The organism is Kitasatospora sp. NPDC058218 (assembly GCF_042882445.1).
In the GTDB taxonomy this organism is placed as follows: domain Bacteria; phylum Actinomycetota; class Actinomycetes; order Streptomycetales; family Streptomycetaceae; genus Kitasatospora.
This window is the reverse complement of the sequence record NZ_JBHVWC010000003.1, coordinates 159674-179031: the sequence shown is the minus strand read 5'-3', so window position 1 is coordinate 179031 and position 19358 is coordinate 159674. Positions and strand designations below refer to the sequence as shown.

The 19358-nt window shown below is 74.5% G+C and carries 16 protein-coding genes; 11 read left to right on the top strand and 5 right to left on the bottom strand.

Translation table 11 applies throughout. The features are described from left to right. Together ACFVYI_RS02920 and ACFVYI_RS02915 are read left to right on the top strand one after the other, a co-directional pair. Positions 1-1269: a hypothetical protein gene (locus ACFVYI_RS02920; protein ID WP_387880874.1), complete on the top strand. Its 1269-nt coding sequence runs from the start codon at positions 1-3 to the stop codon at positions 1267-1269. A 111-nt stretch (positions 1270-1380) separates the two neighbouring features. After that, positions 1381-1722: a DoxX family protein gene (locus ACFVYI_RS02915; RefSeq protein WP_387880871.1), complete on the top strand. Its 342-nt coding sequence runs from the start codon at positions 1381-1383 to the stop codon at positions 1720-1722. A gap of 71 nt (positions 1723-1793) precedes the next feature. Here the strand turns inward: ACFVYI_RS02915 and ACFVYI_RS02910 are convergent, their stop codons facing one another. Then, entirely contained in the window at positions 1794-2375 is a 582-nt protein-coding gene (locus ACFVYI_RS02910; RefSeq protein WP_387880869.1) for a TetR/AcrR family transcriptional regulator, read from the bottom strand. A 143-nt stretch (positions 2376-2518) separates the two neighbouring features. On the opposite strand from ACFVYI_RS02910, the gene ACFVYI_RS02905 reads away from it, so the two are divergent. The 4 genes from ACFVYI_RS02905 to ACFVYI_RS02890 all read left to right on the top strand — a co-directional run bounded on the left by ACFVYI_RS02905 (position 2519) and on the right by ACFVYI_RS02890 (position 7663). Further along, a complete protein-coding gene (locus tag ACFVYI_RS02905) occupies positions 2519-3310 on the top strand; it encodes an SDR family oxidoreductase (RefSeq protein WP_387880866.1) in 792 nt (263 codons plus the stop codon). Positions 3311-3595: 285 nt separating this feature from the next. Continuing rightward, a complete protein-coding gene (locus ACFVYI_RS02900) occupies positions 3596-6184 on the top strand; it encodes a germacradienol/geosmin synthase (RefSeq protein WP_387880864.1) in 2589 nt (862 codons plus the stop codon). A 190-nt stretch (positions 6185-6374) separates the two neighbouring features. Continuing rightward, complete coding sequence (locus ACFVYI_RS02895; protein WP_387880861.1) at positions 6375-7172, top strand: VOC family protein; 798 nt, start codon at positions 6375-6377, stop codon at positions 7170-7172. Beyond that, a complete protein-coding gene (locus ACFVYI_RS02890) occupies positions 7172-7663 on the top strand; it encodes a DinB family protein (protein WP_387880858.1) in 492 nt (163 codons plus the stop codon). Before ACFVYI_RS02895 ends, ACFVYI_RS02890 begins: the two co-directional genes overlap by 1 nt. Before the next feature lie 64 nt (positions 7664-7727). Here ACFVYI_RS02890 and ACFVYI_RS02885 read toward each other — a convergent pair whose 3' ends face one another. Together ACFVYI_RS02885 and ACFVYI_RS02880 are read right to left on the bottom strand one after the other, a co-directional pair. Then, positions 7728-8435 carry an ArsR/SmtB family transcription factor gene (locus ACFVYI_RS02885; RefSeq protein WP_387880855.1) on the bottom strand — a complete coding sequence of 236 codons (708 nt, stop codon included), beginning with the start codon at positions 8433-8435 and terminating at the stop codon, positions 7728-7730. A 146-nt stretch (positions 8436-8581) separates the two neighbouring features. After that, positions 8582-9511, bottom strand: coding sequence for a MerR family transcriptional regulator (locus ACFVYI_RS02880; protein WP_387880852.1), 930 nt, complete (start codon positions 9509-9511; stop codon positions 8582-8584). Between the two features lie 95 nt (positions 9512-9606). Here ACFVYI_RS02880 and ACFVYI_RS02875 point away from each other — a divergent pair, with 95 nt between their 5' ends. Continuing rightward, positions 9607-11130 (top strand): alpha/beta fold hydrolase, encoded by a 1524-nt coding sequence (locus ACFVYI_RS02875; RefSeq protein ID WP_387880849.1) that lies wholly within the window; start codon positions 9607-9609, stop codon positions 11128-11130. A 143-nt stretch (positions 11131-11273) separates the two neighbouring features. Here the strand turns inward: ACFVYI_RS02875 and ACFVYI_RS02870 are convergent, their stop codons facing one another. Both ACFVYI_RS02870 and ACFVYI_RS02865 read right to left on the bottom strand, forming a co-directional pair. Next, the gene (locus ACFVYI_RS02870) at positions 11274-11774 is read right to left on the bottom strand and encodes a carboxymuconolactone decarboxylase family protein (protein ID WP_387880846.1); all 501 of its coding nucleotides are present in this window, start codon (positions 11772-11774) and stop codon (positions 11274-11276) included. A gap of 56 nt (positions 11775-11830) precedes the next feature. Further along, positions 11831-15304: a BTAD domain-containing putative transcriptional regulator gene (locus ACFVYI_RS02865; RefSeq protein WP_387880844.1), complete on the bottom strand. Its 3474-nt coding sequence runs from the start codon at positions 15302-15304 to the stop codon at positions 11831-11833. A 152-nt stretch (positions 15305-15456) separates the two neighbouring features. Between ACFVYI_RS02865 and ACFVYI_RS02860 the strand changes: the two genes are divergently transcribed. From ACFVYI_RS02860 to ACFVYI_RS02845, 4 genes are all read left to right on the top strand, one after another. Continuing rightward, positions 15457-16470 (top strand): NADP-dependent oxidoreductase, encoded by a 1014-nt coding sequence (locus ACFVYI_RS02860; protein WP_387880842.1) that lies wholly within the window; start codon positions 15457-15459, stop codon positions 16468-16470. Then, entirely contained in the window at positions 16467-17147 is a 681-nt protein-coding gene (locus tag ACFVYI_RS02855) for an NAD(P)H oxidoreductase (RefSeq protein WP_387880840.1), read from the top strand. Before ACFVYI_RS02860 ends, ACFVYI_RS02855 begins: the two co-directional genes overlap by 4 nt. 269 nt (positions 17148-17416) lie before the next feature. Then, complete coding sequence (locus tag ACFVYI_RS02850; protein ID WP_387880838.1) at positions 17417-18343, top strand: NADP-dependent oxidoreductase; 927 nt, start codon at positions 17417-17419, stop codon at positions 18341-18343. 60 nt (positions 18344-18403) lie between these two features. Next, positions 18404-19339, top strand: coding sequence for an AraC family transcriptional regulator (locus tag ACFVYI_RS02845; RefSeq protein WP_387880836.1), 936 nt, complete (start codon positions 18404-18406; stop codon positions 19337-19339). Positions 19340-19358: the final 19 nt, after the last annotated feature.

Below are 19358 nucleotides of genomic sequence, written 5' to 3'. Positions count from 1 at the left end.
ATGAGCAAGGTCAATGTTGCCGTCCTCGCCGTTGCGACGGGCTCGGTGCCGGTGCTTCTCGGGCTGGCGGCCGGGTGGCCGGTCTGGTTGTGGGCGGTGGCGGCGGCCGTGGTCGCCCTGGTGGTGCAGCAGACCGCGGGGCGCCAGGGTGCGGCGGTGGTGGAGGCGGCGCGCGAGCCGTACCCCTCGTCGCCGCCCCCGGTCCAACCGCCGGCTGTCGAACTCCCCTACCAGGAGAGTCGGGTGGAGGGCGTCGCGCTGCCCAGCGGGGTGCCGGACTACGACTTCCTCTTCTCGGCGACGGTCTGGTGGCGGCCGGTGCGGAACATGAGCGGTCTCGTCCACGCCAACCCGGGCAGCCTCGCCGTGGAGACCGTGCTGGCCCGCGCCCGGGCGGTGACCGAGCGCGAGCACCCCGGCCGGCTGGACCTCGTACGGCACCGGTTGGAGGGAATGCTCGGCACACAGAGCCCGGACTCCTCCGGCCTGGTGGTGGCGATGGGCGGACGGGTCGGGCTCGGCCTGCCGGAGGCGGACCGGGAGCGGCTCGGCAAGCTGTCCGAGGTGCGCAAGGCCGAGGAGGTCTGGGAGCACGAGCGGCGGTACGAGCGGAACAAGCGGGCTTACCTCGGCGAGGACGTGCTCAAGTCGCCCGGCAGCGCGGTGGTCTGGTGGCTGGCCCGGCACGACGAGGAGGTCAGGGAGGCGGTCGGCATGATCGGCCCGCTCGCCCAGCTGTCGGCGGCGGCCAACGACCAGCCGGTCGACGAGCTGTACGAGTACCTGGTGACGCGGCCGGTGCGGCAGCCGGTGCCGTTCCTGGACGCGGTCGCGCCGGGGTCGGTGTCCGCGCTGCACCACCCGGACGTGGACGGTGGGACGGTGCCGCCGTCGGCGGCGGCAGGGGCGCAGCAGCCGGAGCGGCGGGGGCCGGTGGTGGTCGGGCCGCTGAACGACCTGATGGATGACGCCGACCTCGACGGCGAGGGCGACGAGCGGACCGACTACGCGCGCTGGGTGGCCCGGATCACCGAGGCCATGGGGCGTCCGGAGGCGGCGGCGCTGATCCGGGCGAGCCTGGGCGGCCCTCCCGAGGGCGGAGCGGCGGAGCCGGGTGCGTTCGTGCCGGGGCCGGTCCGGCCGGCGGGGCCGGGGGGCGAGGCGGGTCCGACGGGTGCGTTCGAGCCCGACGGGGGCGAGGACCCGGACGAGTCGGTGCCGGCGGCCTGGGATGTCATGCAGGACTCGGTGAACGGCAGTGGGGGCTGAGCAGAGCGGCCGAAAAGATCTTCGGCGGTTCTGTCACACCGGGGTGGTGCGGCGGGTCAGAGGAGTGGAAGTGCACGAGAGACCCGCCCGATTCCGATGGGGAGAACGCTGATGTCCACCACTTATGTCGTCGTCACCGCGCTGGCCGCTTTCATGGCGGGGTTCTCGGGTGGGGCGATCTTCGTCCGGGCCAGGTTCGTGGTGGAGCCGCTCGCCGAGTACGGGGTGCCGCAGGCCTGGTGGAACTGGCTGGGGGCGGCGAAGGCGGCGGGGGCGGTGGGCCTGGTGGCGGGTCTGTTCGTGCCGGTGGTCGGGGTGTTGGCCGCGATCGGGCTGGTGCTGTACTTCGCGGGGGCGGCGATCACCGTCGCCCGGGCGCGGGCGTACGCCCACATCCCGTTCCCGCTGGTCTACCTGGCGCCGGCCGCCGCGTCGCTGGCGCTGCTCGGCTGACGGCGGGGCCGGCAGTGCCGGGGGAGGGGCGAGCGGTCACCGCTCGCCCCTCCCGGCGTTCCCGGGAGGTGTCAGCGCGGGCCGAGGCCGCCGAGCAGGGTGTCGACGACCAGGGCGGCGAGTGCCTCGGGGGTGTCCGGGTCGCCGGGGCCGGGCCGGGCCGCCTCGTGGATCAGGGCGTAGTAGACGCGGCGGGCCCAGGCGAGGTCGGTGTCGGCGCGCAGGACGCCGGCGTCGCGGGCGCGTTCGAAGAGCCGGTCGCAGCGGGTCAGCACCTCGGCGTGCATCCGGGCGACCTCCGGGTCCTCCGGGGCGGGGGCGCTCATCGCGAAGCCCCAGCCGATCTTCACCTGGAGCACGTTGGCGGTGACCTGGTGCAGGGCGACCAGCGGCGGGGTGCTGTCGCTGACGGTCTCGACCGCGGTGTGGAACTGCCGGGTGGCCCAGGCGGTGAGCGCGGCGAGCAGCGCCTCGCGGGTGGCGAAGCGGCGGTGGACGGTGGTCCGGGCGACGCCCGCGGCCTCGGCGATCTGCTCCAGGGTCGCGGTGGGATTGGCGCTCAGGACGCGCTCGGCGGCCTCCAGGATCGCCCGGACGGTGCGTTCGGCGTCGGCGCGCAGGGGGCGGCGCGGTTGCGGCTGCTGGGTCGGCATCGGTGGCGCGCCTTCTTCCTGTCGGACTCCCCGAAAGGATACGGCGGGGTAGCTGCTCCGTCGATAGTTGCGACATTGATGATGCATGTTCTACCTTTCTTGCATCACTGATGACGCAAATCTTGGGCATGGAGGGGTGCAGCATGGACATGCAGCTGAACGGCAGGACCGCCGTGGTGACCGGTGCGAGCCGGGGGATCGGGCTGGCTGTGGTGGCCGCGCTGGCGGCCGAGGGGGTGCGGGTGGTGGCGGGCGCCCGGACGGTGACGCCGGAGCTGGTGCGCACCGGGGCGATCGCCGTCCCGGTCGACCTGTCGACCCCGGACGGCCCGGCCCGGCTGATGGCGGCGGCGACGTCCGAACTCGGGGGCGATCTGGACCTGTTGGTGAACAACGTGGGCGGCGGCGACGCCGGTGCGGACCAGGTCGGCGGGTTCCTCTCGTTCACCGACGAGCAGTGGCGGCAGTCCTTCGACCTCAACCTGATGGCCGCCGTCCGCGCCACCCGGGCGGCGCTGCCCGGCCTGGTCCGGCGGCGCGGCGCGATCGTCAACATCTCGTCCAACGGCGCCCGACTGCCGCACGCCGGGCCCGTCCCGTACACGGTGGCGAAGGCGGCGCTGACGGCCTTCGGCAAGGCGCTGGCCGAGGAGTTCGGGCCGAGCGGCGTGCGGGTCAACACCGTCTCGCCCGGCCCGGTGCGGACCGCGATGTGGGAGTCGTCGGACGGGTACGGGGCGGCACTGGCCGGCGCGATGGGGCTGGAGCAGGAGCAGTTGCTGGCCGCGCTGCCGGGGACGGTCGGGATGACCACCGGCCGGCTGGTCGAGCCGGCGGAGGTGGCGGCGCTGGTCGTGCACCTGGCCTCGCCGCACGCGGGCAGCATCACGGGGGCGGATCACCTGATCGACGGCGGTGCGGTGAAGACGGTCTGACCGGCCGGCGGGGGAGGACGGGGTCGGCTGGCGGGAGGGCGAGCTCGGGCGGCGGGGGAGGCGGGGCTCGGGCGGCCCGCACCCGTACAGATGAACCAGAAGCGTCCGTTCTATCGGGCATAAGTTCGACTCAATCGGCTTATCTCATACGACTGTTGCGGTTGCCCGGTGGAGATCGTCGGCCACGGGTAATGCTGAGCCGACCGGGTGGCGGACGCGGCGGACCGAAGGCTCCGCTCCGCCGCGCCGGTAGGCCTCCTCGACGCGTCCAGAAAGGCTCGCCCGGTGACTCAGCCGTTCGAACTGCCCTCCTTCTACGTGCCGCACCCGGCACGGCTGAACCCGCATCTCGAAGGGGCCCGTGCCCACTCCACCGCGTGGGCACGGGAGATGGGGATGCTGGAGGGGTCGGGCATCTGGGACCAGGCCGATCTGGAGGCCCACGACTACGGCCTGCTGTGCGCCTACACCCACCCGGACGCCTCCGCCGAGGCGCTGTCGCTGGTCACCGACTGGTACGTGTGGGTCTTCTTCTTCGACGACCACTTCCTGGAGATCTACAAGCGCAGCAACGACCGCGAGGGCGGCAAGGCCTACCTGGACCGGCTGCCGCTCTTCATGCCGGCCGACCCGACCACCCCGATGCCCGAGCCCACCAACCCGGTCGAGGCGGGGCTGGCCGACCTCTGGCGGCGCACCGTGCCCTCGATGGGCGAGGACTGGCGGATCCGCTTCGCCGAGAGCACCCGCAACCTGCTCAACGAGTCGCTCTGGGAACTCGCCAACATCAACGCCGGCCGGATCGCCAACCCGGTCGAGTACATCGAGATGCGCCGCAAGGTGGGCGGTGCGCCCTGGTCGGCCGGTCTGATCGAGTACGCGGCCAACGCCGAGGTGCCGAAGGAGGTTTCGGGTTCGCGGCCGCTGCGCGTCCTGATGGACGCCTTCTCGGACGGCGTCCACCTGCGCAACGACATCTTCTCCTACCAGCGGGAGGTCGAGGACGAGGGCGAGCTGAGCAACGGCATCCTCGTGCTGGAGACCTTCCTCGGCTGCACGACGCAGGAGGCCGCGGACGCCGTCAACGACCTGCTCACCTCGCGGCTCCAGCAGTTCGAGAACACCGTGTTCACCGAACTGCCGTGGCTGTTCACCGAGACCGGGCTCGATCCGGTGGGCGTCGCCCGGGTGCTGGCGTACGTCAAGGGCCTGCAGGACTGGCAGTCCGGCGGCCACGAGTGGCACATGCGGTCCAGCCGGTACATGAACGACGGCGGCGCGGCCGCGGGCGCGGCCAACTGGTGGGACCAGTACGCGATCGGCGGGATCGGGACGTCTGCGCTGGACGTGCTCCGGGTCGGCGCGGCGCGTGGACTGCCGGGTGGGCTGGGCGAGTTGGGCTCGCTGAGCGGGGTGAACACGCTGGACGGCACGCCCGGCTCGCTGGGCGGCGTCGACCCGGCGGTGCGGCGGACCAGGTCGCACAGCCACGTGCCGTTCCAGCAGGTCGGGCCGTCCCGGCTGCCGGAGTTCAAACTCCCCTACACCGTGCAGCTCAGCCCGCACCTGGACACCTCCCGGCGCAACACCGCGGAGTGGGCCGCCCGGATGGGCATGCTGGAGGAGCAGCCGGGCGTCCCGGGCTCGGACATCTGGACGGCCGAGAAGGTCGCCGACTACGACTTCCCGCTCTGCTCGGCCGGCATCCACCCGGACGCCACCGCCGAACAACTCGACCTCACCTCGGCCTGGTTGACGTGGGGGACGTACGGCGACGACTACTACCCGGTGGTCTACGGGCGGACCCGCGACCTGGTCGGGGCCAAGCTCATCACCGAGCGCTTCTCGACCTTCATGCCCGTCGACGGCAGCCCGACGCCGGTGCCGGTGAACGCCCTGGAGCGGGGCCTGGCCGACCTCTGGGAGCGGACCAGCGCCCCGATGACGGCGGACGCCCGGCGGAAGTTCCGCACCGCCATCGAGGACATGACCCTGAGCTGGGTCTGGGAGCTCAACAACCAGGCACAGCACCGGATCCCCGACCCGGTGGACTACATCGAGATGCGCCGGAAGACCTTCGGCTCCGACCTCACCATGAGCCTGTGCCGGCTGGCCCACGGCCAGGCCGTCCCGCCGGCGATCTACCAGAGCGGGCCGATGCGCTCGCTGGAGAACGCGGCCGCCGACTACGCGTGCATGATGAACGACCTGTTCTCGTACCAGAAGGAGGTCGAGTACGAGGGCGAGGTGCACAACGCGGTACTGGTGGTGCAGAACTTCTTCAACTGCGACTACCCGGCGGCCGTGCGCATCGTCGACGACCTGATGCACTCGCGGCTGAGGCAGTTCCAGCACGTGGCGCAGAACGAGTTCCCGGTGCTGTACGACGACTTCGAGCTGGGGTCGGAGGCCCGGGCGCTGCTGGACGGGTACGTGGAGGAGCTGGAGAACTGGCTCGCGGGCATCTACATCTGGCACCGGGACTGCCGGCGGTACGGCGAGGCGGACCTGCGGCGGCACTTCGGGCGTACGGCGGGGGCGGTGCCGGGGGGTGCCCCGACAGGTGCTCCGGCGGGGGTCCCGAGCGGGCCTCCTGTCGACCGGCCCGTGGAACTTCCGGTCGAGGAGTCCACGGCCGCGGCTCCTGCGGGGTCGGTGCCGGCCGGCACCGGGGGCGCGCTTCCGTTCGGTGCGCCCGGGCTGGGGACGGCGGCGGCGCGGCTCGCCCTCGCGGCGGCACCGGTGCAGGCGGCCGCGGGCGGGGCGGAGGCGGCGCCGCGCCCGGGGCTCGTACCGACGGGGCCGGTCGGCTTCGGCACGGCGGGTGCGCGGCCGCCGCTCGCCGCAGCGCTCCCGGGAGGCAAGGCGGGGTGAGCGGATAGCGGCGACCGGTTCCCGCGACCGGGTTCGACGACGGCCCGCCGGGGTGCTCCGGTGGGCCGTCGGCGTGTCCGGGCGGGGGCTCGGGCGCGGGCTCCGGGCTCGGGGCGCGGTCCGGCGGGGGACTGGCTACTGTGGCGAATCGGGGCAAATAGCTACATATCGCTACATGGAGGACAGGATCATGGCCGTGCTACCTGAGGGCACGCCCTGTTGGGCCGACGCGATGTTCAAGGACCTGGACGGCGCGAAGACCTTCTACGGGGCGGTGCTGGGCTGGACCTTCGGCGAGAGTGCGTCGGAGTTCGGCAACTACACGACGGCGTACTCGGACGGCAAGGCGGTGGCCGCCGTCGTCCCGCCGATGCCCGGGGAGGAGGTGAAGTCGGCCTGGTGCCTGTACCTCGCCTCGCCGGACGCCGCCACCACCGTCGAGAAGATCCGCAGCGCGGGCGGCGAGGTGCTGATGGGCCCGATGCAGGTCGGCGACTTCGGCTCGATGGCGATCGCCAAGGACCCGGGCGGCGTCACCTTCGGCGTTTGGCAGGCCGGCAGTCACGAGGGCTTCGAGAAGCAGGGCGAGCCGGGTGCGTACACCTGGGCCGAGGTGCTCACCCGCGAGCCGGGCAAGGCCGACGCCTTCTTCCCCGCCGTCTTCCCGTACAGCACCAAGCGGATGGAGGCCGACCAGGTCGACTACAAGATCTTCCAGGTCGCCGACCGGCCCGCTCTCGGCCGGATGAAGGTGGGCCCGGAGGACCTCCCGCCCGAGGCGCCGTCGTACGTGAGCGTCTACTTCGCGGTGGACAACTGCGACGCCACCGTCGCCAAGGTGAACGAGCACGGCGGACAGCTCTACTTCGGGCCGATGGACAGCCCGTTCGGCCGGTTCGCGGCGGTCGGCGACCAGCAGGGCGCGGCCTTCGGCATCATCGACCTCGGAGCGACCTCCGGGGACATGCCCGTGATGGCGGACGACTGATGAGCGGCGGGGAGCGGGCCGACCTGCTCCAGACGCTGGACAAGCACCGCGGCTTCCTCCGGTACACCGTCCGCGACCTAGACGACGAGCAGGCCGCCCGGCGCACCACGGCGAGTGAGCTGTGCCTGGGCGGCCTGATCAAGCACGTCATGGGCGTCGAGGACCGCTGGATGCGGTTCGCGGTCGGTGGTGCGGAGGCGATGCAGCGGGCGGCCATCGACTGGGAGGGCCAGTTCCGGATGGCGGACGGCGAGACGCTGGCCGGCCTCCTCGCCGCCTACGAGCGGGTGGCGCACGAGACGGACGAGCTGGTCTCGACCCTGCCCGACCTGGACCTCGTCCACCTGCTGCCGGAGGCGCCGTGGTTCGAGCCGGGCGCCGGCTGGTCCGTGCGCCGGGTGCTGCTGCACGTCATCGCGGAGACCGCGCAGCACGCCGGGCACGCGGACATCATCCGGGAGTCGCTGGACGGGGCGAAGACGATGGGGTGAGGGCCCCGGGCGGGGGAGCGGCCGCCGGGTGGCGTCGCAGAAGCGGTGGCGGGCGTCCGGTCCGTCACGCCGCCACCGGGTCGAGGGCCATCCCGAGCAGTTCGCGCAGCGCCCGGTCGCCATCCGGCGTCACCCGCAGGGCCCGGCCGGAGCCGATCCGCGCCACCCAGGCCCGGTCCAGCGCCGTCCGGCAGAGTTCCGCGCCGAAGACGCCGCCCAGGTGGCTGCGGCGCTCCGTCCAGTCCAGGCAGCTCCGCACCAGGGGTCGACCGCCCGAGCTCCCGGCCCGGGCCGGGAGCTCGACGCCCAGACCGGCCAGCCACTCCCGCCCCTGCGCGGTGACCGCGAGGCCGGCGTCGTCCGTCACCAGTCCGCGCGCCAGCACGGCCTCGGTGACCGCCACCCCGAGCCGGCCGGCCAGGTGGTCGTAGCAGGTCCTCGCCCGGGCCTCGGCGCTCAGCCGGGTGGACTCGCGCAGGTTGTGCGGCCGGGGCCGCGCCGGGCCGGTGGCCGCCGCGTAGGCGCAGAGGTCCTCGATCAACGCCGCCGTCGCCGGGTCGGCGAGCCGGACGTACCGGTGCCGCCCCTGCCGCTCCTCGGCCAGCAGGCCGCCGGCGATGAGCCGGGACAGGTGCTCGCTCGCGGTCGACGGTGCGACGCCGGCGTGCCGGGCGAGCTCGCCGGCGGTCCAGGCCCGCCCGTCTAGCAGGGCGGTGCAGAAGGCGGCGCGGGTGGGGTCGGCGAGCAGGCCGGCGAGCTGGGCGAGCGACATGCCTCCATGGTGCCCCGGGCACGGTTCGGCGGGGGCCGAAACGTCCCGCGTCCAGCATGGCGGGCATGAGCACCCCGAGCACTCCCGCCGCTCACCCGGTCACCGAGGAGGTCACGGCATGACCTCGTTCGCCGCTCCGGCACCGGTCAGGCGGCGTCGGCGAGTTGGGCGTCCAGGGAGGCGCGCAGCCACGCGTGGGCGGAGCCGGGCGTGATGGCGGGCGGGCCGTCGGCCGGGGTGGCGAGCTCGGTGGCGAGCTGCCAGTAGCGGTCGACCAGCGGGTCGGCGGTCTGGTCGAGGACGTACCCGAGGTGCCGGCGGAACTCCGAAGTGTCGCGCAGGCCGCCGGAGTCGGCGTGCGCGGCGACGAAGCAGTCGAGGGACTCGCCCGCTTGCGGCGCTCCTTGCGCCATCTCCGTCGCCGCCAGCTCGTACGCCTGGCCGAGGCCCTGGTAGAGCACCGCCGGCCGGTAGCCCTCGTCGGGCGCGCGGAGGTCGGGTCGGCAGGGGGCGATGCTGAGCCTGCCCGGGGCGGTGAGCGCGTGCATCCGGGCGAAGGCCAGCACCTGGGCCGGGGTCGGGTCGTCGGGGGGCGCCGGGACGGCCGCGTCGACGACCGCCGCGAGCAGCTCGGCGGGGAGCCGCGGGGGCAGCACGCGGCGCCAGAAGCGGGCCATCACGGTGGTGTCGGGCGGGCCGGCCACCACGCCGATCAGGCGCAGCCGCTCGGCGCGCTCGGCGGGGGTGCAGTCCTGGAGCAGGTGGAGGGCGGCCTCGCGCCAGCGCAGGGCGGTCAGCTGCGACCCGACTTCGCGCAACTGCCGGGCGACGGCGTCCTCCAGTGCCGACTCGTGCTCCAGGGCCCGACCCACCTCGGGGACGGGCAGGTCGAGCGTGCGCAGGGAGCGGATCAGCCGGAGCCGGTCCAGCGCCTCCGGGCCGTAGCGGCGGTGCCCGCCGGAGCTCCGGCCGGATTCGGGCAACAGGCCGCGGTCGGAGTAGAAGCGGACGGACTTGACCGTGGCACCCGCGCGCTCGGCCAGCTCCCCGATGCTCCACATGACGTCGGGTGACAAGACTTGAACCTCCCTCAGGGGGAGTTCCTACCGTACCGGTGTGAACGGGCGGCCGGGAGGCCGGCCGAACGGACGAGACGTGCAAGGAGACGATCATGACGACGTTCGTACTGGTGTCGGGGCCCTTCACCGGTGGCCAGGTCTGGCGGGAGGTGGCCACCAGGCTGCGGGAGTCCGGGGCCGAGGTGTACCCGGCGACGCTCACCGGCCTGGGGGACCGCCGTCACCTGGCCGGTCCGGACACCGGGCTGGAGACGCACATCGACGACGTGGTGAGGCTGATCGACGAGACGGACGCGTCGGACGTGGTGATCGTCGGCCACGACTACGGCATCCACCCCGTGCTCGGCGCGGCCGACCGGCGGCCGGAGCGGATCGCCCGGATCGTCTACCTGGACGCGGGCATGCCCCAGGACGGCGACGCCGCCCTCCAGCTGGTCCCCGACGAGGAGGTGCGGGGCCGGCTGCTGAACCCGGCGGAGCCGGACGGGGACGACTGGCGGATCGCCCCGCCGGCCGCCGACGGGTGGCAGCGCTGGGGCAGCACCGCCGGGCTCTCGGAGGAGGCGCTGGCCCGGCTGACCGACCTCGCCTCGCCGCAGCCGAGCGCCACCTTCACCCAGCCGCTCCGGCTGACGGGGGCGCTCGCGGCGGTGCCGACCTCGGGCGTCTTCTGCACCGCGAGCGGGATGAGCATCGCCAAGCTGGAAGGGCTGATGACGCTGGGCATGCCGCAGCTCAAGGCACTCGCCGACCCCCGGGTGGGCTTCTTCGACCTGGACACCGGCCACTGGCCGATGCTCTCCCGCCCCGACGACCTGGCCGACCTCCTGCTCCGTGCCGCCGCCGGCGAGGGCCACCGGCTGACCGCGCCCCCGACCGAGGAGCAGCCCGGCTACCTCCGCCCGTTCGCGCTGGACGTGCCCGCGCAGGCCCGTGAGCGCATCGGCCGGGTCGACCTCCACCTGCCGTCGGACCTCGCCGAGGCCGGCGCACCGCGGCCGGCGGTGCTGTTCGTCCACGGCGGCCCCTTCCCCGAGACCCTGCGGCCCACCCCGCGGGACTGGACGACCTACGTCGGCTACGGCCGGTACGCGGCGAGCCAGGGCGTGATCGGCGCGACCCTGGACCACCGGCTGCACTCCCTCGCCGACTTCCCGCTCGCCGCGCAGGACGTCGCCGACGCCGTCGAACTGCTCCGTGCCGACCCGCGCGTCGACGGTGACCGCATCGCGCTCTGGTTCTACTCCGGCGGCGGTCTGCTCTCGGCGGACTGGCTGTCCGCGCCGCCGTCGTGGCTGCGCTGCCTCGCCGCGAGCTACCCCATCCTCGCGCCGCTGCCCGGCTGGCACGCCGTGGACAGCCGGTTCCGCCCCGCGGACGCCCTGGCCGGTGCCGGCCGGCTGCCCGTCGTGCTGACCCGGGTGGGCCTGGAGGTCTCCGAGATCGCCGCGACGGTCGAGGCGTTCGCGGCCGCCGCCGAAGCGCGGCAGACGGACCTCGAAGTGATCGACGTCCCGCACGGCCACCACGGCTTCGAGACTCTCGACCCCACCGACGAGTCGCGCGAGGCCATCGAGCGGGCCTTCCGCTCCGTCCTCGGCCACCTCCGCCCCTGATCCGTCCGGTCCCCGTACCGGGGCGCGGTCGAGGGCCCGGCCCCGCGGGGGTGGCGCCGGGACCTCGGCCGCGCCCCGGGCGTGGGGCCGCGTCAGTGGGCCGGTACGGGGACGGCGTCAGTACGCTGCGTCGGTACGCCGCTTCAGTGGGCCGCGCGCTCGTCGGTGCCGGGGACCTTGGCGGTGCTGAGGGCGATCCGGTTCCAGGTGTTGATGGTGAGGACCAGGGCCAGCAGGCGGGCCAGCTCCTCCTCGGTGAACTGCGCGGCGGCCCTGGCGTAGACGTCGTCGGGCAGGCCCGCCCGTCCGATCAGCGTGACGGCCTCGGTCAGCGCGAGAGCGGCCTGCTCCTGCTCGGTGAAGAAGTGCGCGGCGTCCTGCCAGACGGCGACCATGTGCAGCCGCTCCTCGCTCTCGCCGGCCTTGCGTGCGTCCGAGGTGTGCAGGTGCAGGCAGTACGCACACCCGTTGAGCTGCGAGGCGCGGATCTGCACCAGCTCGACGAGCGCCGGGTCGAGGCCCTCGCGGGCGGCGGCGTCGAAGCCGATCAGGGCCTTGAAGGCCGCCGGGGCGGCCTTGGCGAAGTTGATCCGGGGAGTCCGGGCGGGTGCGGTGGCGGGTGCGGTGGCGTTCGTCATGATCATGAATCTAGAAGGCGGGAGACCCGTTCGGAAGTGCATTTTGGTGGCACTTCCGTGGGTCAATTCCGGCCGGGGGTGACGGTTGCCTCGGTGCTGGTCGCATCGGTGTCGGTGTCGGTGTCGCTGCCGGCGTCGGCGTCGGTGTCGGTGTCGGTGTCGCGGTCGGCGCCGAGGAGGCGCAACTGCGCGGCCGCCGTGAGCGCGTGGCCCCGGGCGTAGGCGGCCTCGAAGCCGCCCCGGCCCAGGGCTTCGCCGCTCCGGGCGGCCGCGCGGTCCACGTCGACCCGCTCCGCCCGGGGCAGCGGCGCGTCGACGGCGGCCCGGACGGCGGCGGCCGTGCCGAGCAGGGCGGCCGCCTCGTCGTGACGGGACGCGAGCGACCGAGCCCCGGCCAGGCCCTCGAAGGCGAGCGCCAGGGCGCGCGGGTCCCCGGTGCGCCGGGCCGCCGTGAGCCCGTCCAGGTGGAGCCGCTCGGCGCACTGCGCGTCGCCGCGCTGTTCGGCGGCGTAGCCGAGCTGGGCGAGGACCAGCGCGGAGCCGGAGTCCACGCCCAGGCGGCGGTTCCACTCCAGCCAGGGGAGCAGGTGCCGCTCGGCGGCGTCCAGATCGCCCCGGCGGCGGGCCCCGATCGCCAGCCCGGTCTCGGCGAACTGCTCGGCGGGCCGGTGCGACTGCGTGACGGCGAGCCGCCGGGCCCGCTCGTGGAGCTCCGTGGCCCGGGCGTCGTCACCGGTCAGCAGGGCGATCCGGCCCAGCCGGGCCAGCTGGAAGGAGGTGTCCGTCCAGAGCTCCAGCTCCTCCGCGCTCCGGACGCCGTCCCGGTGCAGGCGGGCCGCGCCCTGGTAGTCACCGGCGATCTCGGCGAGTACGCCGAGCTGCTCGGAGGCCTTCAACTGACCCCAGCGGTCACCGAGTTCGTCAAAGATCACCGCGCTGCCGCCGGCGTACCGACGCAGGGCGGCGAGGTCGCCCCGGTACAGGGCCGCGGTGGCGAGGACGCTCAGCGCAGCCGCCTCGCCCCAACGGTCGCCGAGTCGGCGGAACTCGTCGGGCAGCAGGTCGATCCCGCCCTCGGCGGCCTGGTCGCCGAAGCCGCAGCGGGCGAGGGCGAGCAGCCAACGGCCGCGCGCGTCGGCGCCCTCGAAGGCCTCGCCGTGCCGTGCGTCGTCCCCCGTGAGCAGGGTGAAGGCGGTGTGCCGGACGCGCGCCGCGGCGATCCGGTCGGCGAGAGGGCCGGTGACGGTCCCGGTGAGCAGCCCGGCGGCGGGCTCGGCGAGGGGCTCGGCGGGGGGCTCGGTGTGGGGCTGCCCGGTGTGGGGCGGCTCGGTGCGGGGCTGCCCGGTGTGGGCGGCCGCGGAGTCCAGCGCCTGTCCCAGCGACCTGACCGCCTCACCGATGCGGCCGCGCAGGTGCCAGTACCAGCTGAGCGCGTTCACCAGCCGGAGAGCGAGTTCGGGGGCGCCGCTCGTGGTGGCGTGGTCCAGTGCGGCCCGCAGGTTGAGGACCTCGCGGTCGAGCCGGACCAGCCAGCCGCGCTGGTCGCGGTCGTGCAGCCGGAGCGCGGCGCGTTCGGCGAGGTCGGTGTGGTGGAGCGCGTGGCGGTACCGGGCTCCCGCGGTCTCGCCCGCCTCGTCGAGCCGTTCCAGGCCGTAGGCGATCACCGATTCGAGCATCCGGTACCGGGCGCCGTCGCCGTGGTGCGCCGCCACCACGAGGGACCGGTCGACCAGGCGGGTGACGAGGTCGAGCACGTCGGGGGCCAGGACGTGGGAGGCGTCGGGGTCCGCCGTGGGGGCGGCGTCCGGTGCGGCGCACACCGCCTCGGCCGACTCCAGCGTGAACCCACCGGAGAACACGGCCAGTCGGCGCAGCACCGCCCGCTCGGCCGGGGACAGCAGCTCCCAGCTCCAGTCGATCATCGCGCGCAGCGTGCGCTGCCGGGCCGGGGCGTCCCGGCGCGCCTGGTTGAGCAGCCGGAAGCGGTCGTGCAGCCGGTTGGCCAGGGCGTGCACGCCGAGCGCGCGGACCCGGGTGGCGGCCAGTTCGAGCGCCAGCGGGATGCCGTCGAGCCGGCGGCAGATGAGGGCGACGGCTTCGAGGTTGTCGGGGCCGAGGGCGAAGCCGGGTGCGGCCGCCGCGGCGCGGCCGGCGAACAGCTCCACCGCCGCGTCCTCCGTCAGCGGCGCGACGGCGTCGACGACCTCGCCGGAGATCGCCAGCGGCTCCTGGCTGGTGGCGAGGACGCGCAGCCCCGGCGCCCGGCGCAGCAGTCGGTCGGCGAGCGCGGCGACCGGGCCGATGACGTGTTCGCAGTTGTCGAGGACGAGCAGCAGCCGCTTCGCCGCGAGGGTGTCGGCGAGTCCGTCCTCGGCGGTGTCGGCGGGGCGGAGGTCCCGGGCGTCGTCGTCGCGCATGCCGAGGGCGGCGGCCACCGTCTCCGCCACCGCGCCGCCGGTGCCCGCGAGTTCGACGAACCAGACGCCGTCGGGGCAGAGCGGTCCGGCGGCGGTCGCGTCCGCCCGGGCCAGCCGGGTGGCCGCGGCCAGGGCGAGCCGGGTCTTCCCGACCCCGCCCGGTCCGGTGAGGGTGACCAGCCGGCCCGCCCCGACCAGTGCGCACACCCGGTCGACGGCGTCCTGCCGTCCGATCAGTGAACTCGCCGGTGCGGGCACGTTGGTGCGCGGCCGGGAGGCGCCCGGGGCGGTGGCAGCGGCGGGCGCGGCGGTGAGGGCGTCGGCGGCGGCGGGCGGGACGGCGGCGCTGACGACGGGGCCCGGGCCGGGGTCCAGCGCAGGGTCCTGCCGCAGGATCGCCCCGTGGAGCGCGGCGAGTTCGGCGCCCGGGTCGAGCCCCAGGTCCTCGGCGAACCGCCGCTCCAGCTCGCGGTAGACCTCCAGCGCCTCGCTCTGCCGCCCGGCCCGGTACAGCGCCCGCATCCGGGCGGCCTGCAACCGCTGACGCAGCGGGTTCTCCTCCGCCGGCAGTCCCAATTCATCGGCGAGCAGGGTGTGTTCGCCGAGCTCCAGACGGAGTTCGGCGAGGTCCTCCAGGGCGGTGAGCCGCTGCTCCTCCAGACCGGCGATCGCGGCCCGGGCGAACGCGGCGTCCCGGAAGTCGGCGAACGCCGCGCCGCGCCAGAGCCCGAGCGCGTCCGAGAGCAGCGCGGCCCGCTCCCGCGGATCGTGCTCCGCCCGCGACCGGGCGGTCAGCCGGGCGAACCGGCCGGCGTCCACGGCCTCCTCGGCCACCCGTAGGGCGTACCCCGCGGGGCCGTACTCCACCAGCGCCCGGGCGCCGTCCTCGGCCTTCGCCAGGGTGCGGCGCAACTGCGAGACCTTGGTCTGCAGGGTGTTCTCGGGATTGCCCGGCAGGGCCTCGCCCCACAGGTCGTCGATCAGCCGGTCCACCGGTACCGGACGCCCGTGGTGCACCAGCAGATCGGCGAGCAGCGCACGGACCTTCGCCTCGGGTACGGGGACGACGTCCCCGCTCTCCGTCCGTACCGTCATCGGGCCCAGCACCTCGAAACGCATGCCGTCACGCTAACCGGTGCCCGTGCGCGGACCGTCGGCGGCCGTCGGCGGCCGTGCGTGGACCGTCGGCGGCCCGTGCGCGGGGCCGGGCACCGTAGTCCTCGTCAGCACGACCGATCACCACCGCACAACGACCCACGGAGGACAGCACCATGACCGTGTCCCAGGAGATCCGCCTCGCCTCGCGCCCCGTCGGCGAGCCGTCCGCCGCGAACTTCGAACTGGTCGCCACCGAGGCCCCGGAGCCGGGCGAGGGCCAGATCGTGGTCCGGAACACCTGGATGTCGGTGGACCCGTACATGCGCGGCCGGATGGACGACGCGCCCTCGTACATCCCGCCCTTCGCCCTCGGCGCGGCTCTGGAGGGGAGCGCGATCGGCGAGGTGATCGCCTCCCGGTCCGCGGCCGTTCCGGTCGGCGCGACCGTCTCGCACTTCCTCGGCTGGCGCGAGTACGCCGTCCTGGACGCCGCGGCGGCCACCGTCGTCGACGTCTCCGCCGCCGCGCCGGAGGCCTACCTCGGCGCACTCGGCACCACCGGGCTGACCGCCTACGCGGCCCTGACCAGGACCGCCCCGGTGCACGAGGGCGACGTCGTCCTGGTCTCCGCGGCGGCCGGCGCGGTCGGCAGCGTGGCCGGCCAACTGGCCCGGAAACTGGGCGCGTCGCGGGTGATCGGTTCGGCGGGAGGCCCCGACAAGACCAAGAAGCTCCTCGACGTCTTCGGTTTCGACGCGGCCGTCGACCACCGCCGGGGCAACCTCGCCGAGCAGCTCGCCGAGGCCGCTCCCGAGGGCATCGACGTCTACCTGGACGCGGTGGGCGGCGACCACCTCCAGGCGGCCGTCGGCGCGATGCGCACCGGTGGCCGGATCGCCCTGGTCGGGGCGATCAGCGGGTACAACGCCACCGAACGGGCGCCCGGTCCCGACAACCTCTTCCAGGTGGCGGCCAGGGAGGTGACGCTGCGCGGCATGCTCGTCAGCAGCCACTTCGACCTCTTCCCGGAGTGGACCGGCAAGGCCGCGGGCTGGCTGGCCGACGGCTCGCTGCACACCGAGCAGACCGTCGTCGAGGGCATCGCGCAGGCGCCCGAGGCCCTCCTCGGCGTGCTGCGCGGCGCCAACACCGGCAAGATGCTGGTCCGGCTGGGGGCGCAGCGATGACCGACGCGGCACTGACCGGCGCAGCACTGACTGACGCAGCACTGACCGGTGTAGGGGCGACCGGCGCGGCGACGACCGACGGGCCCACCGCGGCCCGGGCCGCTCCCGGCCGGCACGCCCTGCTGGTCCTCGCCCACCCGCGCACGGACTCCCTCACCGCGCAGGTGGCCCGTCGTGCCGAGGCACGGCTGGTCGCCGACGGCCTCACCGTCGACCTCCTCGACCTGCACGCCGAGGGCTTCGACCCCCGGACGGGTCCGGCGGACGAGCCGGACTGGGCCGACCTCGACAAGGAGTACTCCGCCGAGGTCCACGCCCACATGCGGCGGATCGAGGCGGCCGACGTGATCGTGGTGGTCTTCCCGCTCTGGTGGTTCGGCCTGCCGGCGATCCTCAAGGGCTGGGTCGACCGGGTGTGGAACCACGGGTTCGCCTACGGCAGCGGCCGCTCCCGGCTGAAGGGGAAGCGGATGCTCTGGATCAGCCTGGCCAGTTACGAGCGGGAGGCGTTCGTGGAGCGGGGCTGGGACGCGGTGGTCGCCCGCACCCTGGGGGAGGGGATCTCCGGCTACTGCGGGATCAAGGACGCCTCCGTCCACTTCGTCTACGACTCCCTGGCGGTGGGTGAGGCCGCGCTGGAGGCGGCGGACACCGCCCTCGACGCCTTCGCCCCGTAGCGCCCGGCGAGGGCGCGGCGAGCGCCGGGCGAGGCAACGCGAGGGCAATGCGAGCGCCTGGCGAGGGCAACGCGAGGGCGCGGCACGGAACGCGGCGCCGCCCGGACTCCCGGGCGGCGCGCCGCAGGAGCGAGCAACCCGCGCCGCAAGACGCTGGGACATCTTCCGAAGACTGGAGGATATTCATCGGCTCGTTGGATCTTCCTAGGGTTGGGGACAACAGGAACCGGCCGAACGAGGGCCGGACGAGCCAGGAAGGCAGTCCTCCCATGCGCGCAGTCACCCAGCAGTCCTTCGGCGGCCCCGAGGTTCTGGAGACCGTCGAGATCGAGCGCCCGACCCCGCTCGGCGGCGAGGTCCTGGTCCGGGTCCACGCGAGTGCCGTCAACCCGGTGGACGTGGCCGTCCGTTCGGGCGCCTACCCGCTGCTCGGCGAGCCGCCGTTCGGCGTCGGCTGGGACATCTCGGGCGTCGTCGAGGAGGCCGGTCCGGGGGCCCGGTTCAAGCCGGGCGACGAGGTCTACGGCATGCCGTTCTTCCCCCGCGCCGCCACCGGCTACGCCGAGTACGTCGCCGTCCCCTCGCGCCAGGTGGCCCGCAAGCCCGCGACGCTCGACCACGTGCACGCCGCCGCCGTTCCGCTCGCCGCCCTCACCGCCTGGCAGGGGCTGGTGGACGCGGCGCGGGTGAGCGAGGGGCAGCGGGTGCTGGTCCACCGCGCGGCCGGCGGCGTCGGCCACTTCGCCGTGCAGATCGCGAAGGCCCGCGGCGCCCACGTCATCGCCCTGGCGAGCGAGGCCAAGCACGCCTTCGTGCGCGGCCTGGGCGCCGACGAGGTGATCGACTACCGGACCACCGACTACACCGAGGCCGTCCGCGACGTCGACGTCGTCTTCGACTCCTCGTCCGAGGGCGACCGTGCCCTGGCGGTCCTGCGCCCCGGCGGCACCCTGGTCAGCATCATGGAGCACTGGAACCAGGAGCTCGCCGCCCGGATCGAGGCCGCCGGCCGGCACTTCGCGGGCGTCTCGGTCGAGCCCGACTACGCCTCGCTGGAGGCCATCGCCGCACTCGTCGACGCGGGCCGCATCCGCCCGCACGTCAGCGAGACCTTCCCGCTGACCGAGGCCGCCAAGGCCCATGAGCTGGTCGGGTCCGGCCGGGTGCAGGGCAAGGTCGTCCTGACCGTCGCCTGAGGGCGGCCCTAAGGTGGAAGGCCGAACGCGTCGGACGTGCGGGGAAGCGGGGGGAAGGCGTTGGACATCCTGACCGAGGCGCTGAGCTCGATGCGGACGGGCCAGCCCACGTCCGTACGCACCGAGGGCCGCGCCCCCTGGGGCCTGCGCCTCCCCCCGGTCGCCGGCGCCGGGTTCCACGTGGTGCTGTACGGGACGTGCTGGCTGGTCCCGCTGGAGGACGCGCCCGGCGCGGAGCCGATCGCGCTCAGCCCCGGCGACGTGGTCTTCCTGCGAGACGGCCGCGGTCACATCCTCGCCGACCATCCCACCACCCCGGCCGAGGAGGAGCGGCCCGACCAGTACCGGCCGGGGTCGCCGATCGGCCTGGTCACCCTCGGCGGCGACGGCCCCCGCACCAGCCTGCTGTGCGGCAACTACCACCTGGACCAGGGCCGTCCGCACCCGCTGGTCCGCCAACTGCCCGAGGTCGTCCACCTGCCCACCCGGCACGGCCGCCACCCCGAGCTGAGTGCGGCGGTCCAACTCCTCGGCACCGAACTGGAGAAGCCCAGGATCGGATCGGCCGGCATCGTCCCGGCGCTGATCGACTCGCTGCTCCTCTACATCCTGCGCGCCTGGTTCGAGGACCAGCCGCCCGCGGCCGCCGCCGGCTGGGCCGCCGCGCTCGGCGACTCCGCCGTCGCCCCGGCACTGGCCGCCATCCACGAGGACCCGTCGGCGCCGTGGACCGTCGAAGCCCTGGCCGGCCGGGCCGGGTTGTCCCGCGCGGCCTTCGCGCGTCGCTTCACCACGCTCGTCGGCGAACCGCCGATGGCCTACCTGACCCGCTGGCGCCTGACCACCGCCGCCACCCTCCTGCGCGAGTCCGAGGCGCCGCTGACCACGGTCGCGGCCCGGACCGGCTACGGCTCCGAGTACGCCTTCGCCAAGGCCTTCAAGCGGGAGTACGGCCAACCGCCCGGCAGCTACCGCCGCACCGCCCGGGCCGCCTGAGGGCGCCGGAGCGCCCCGG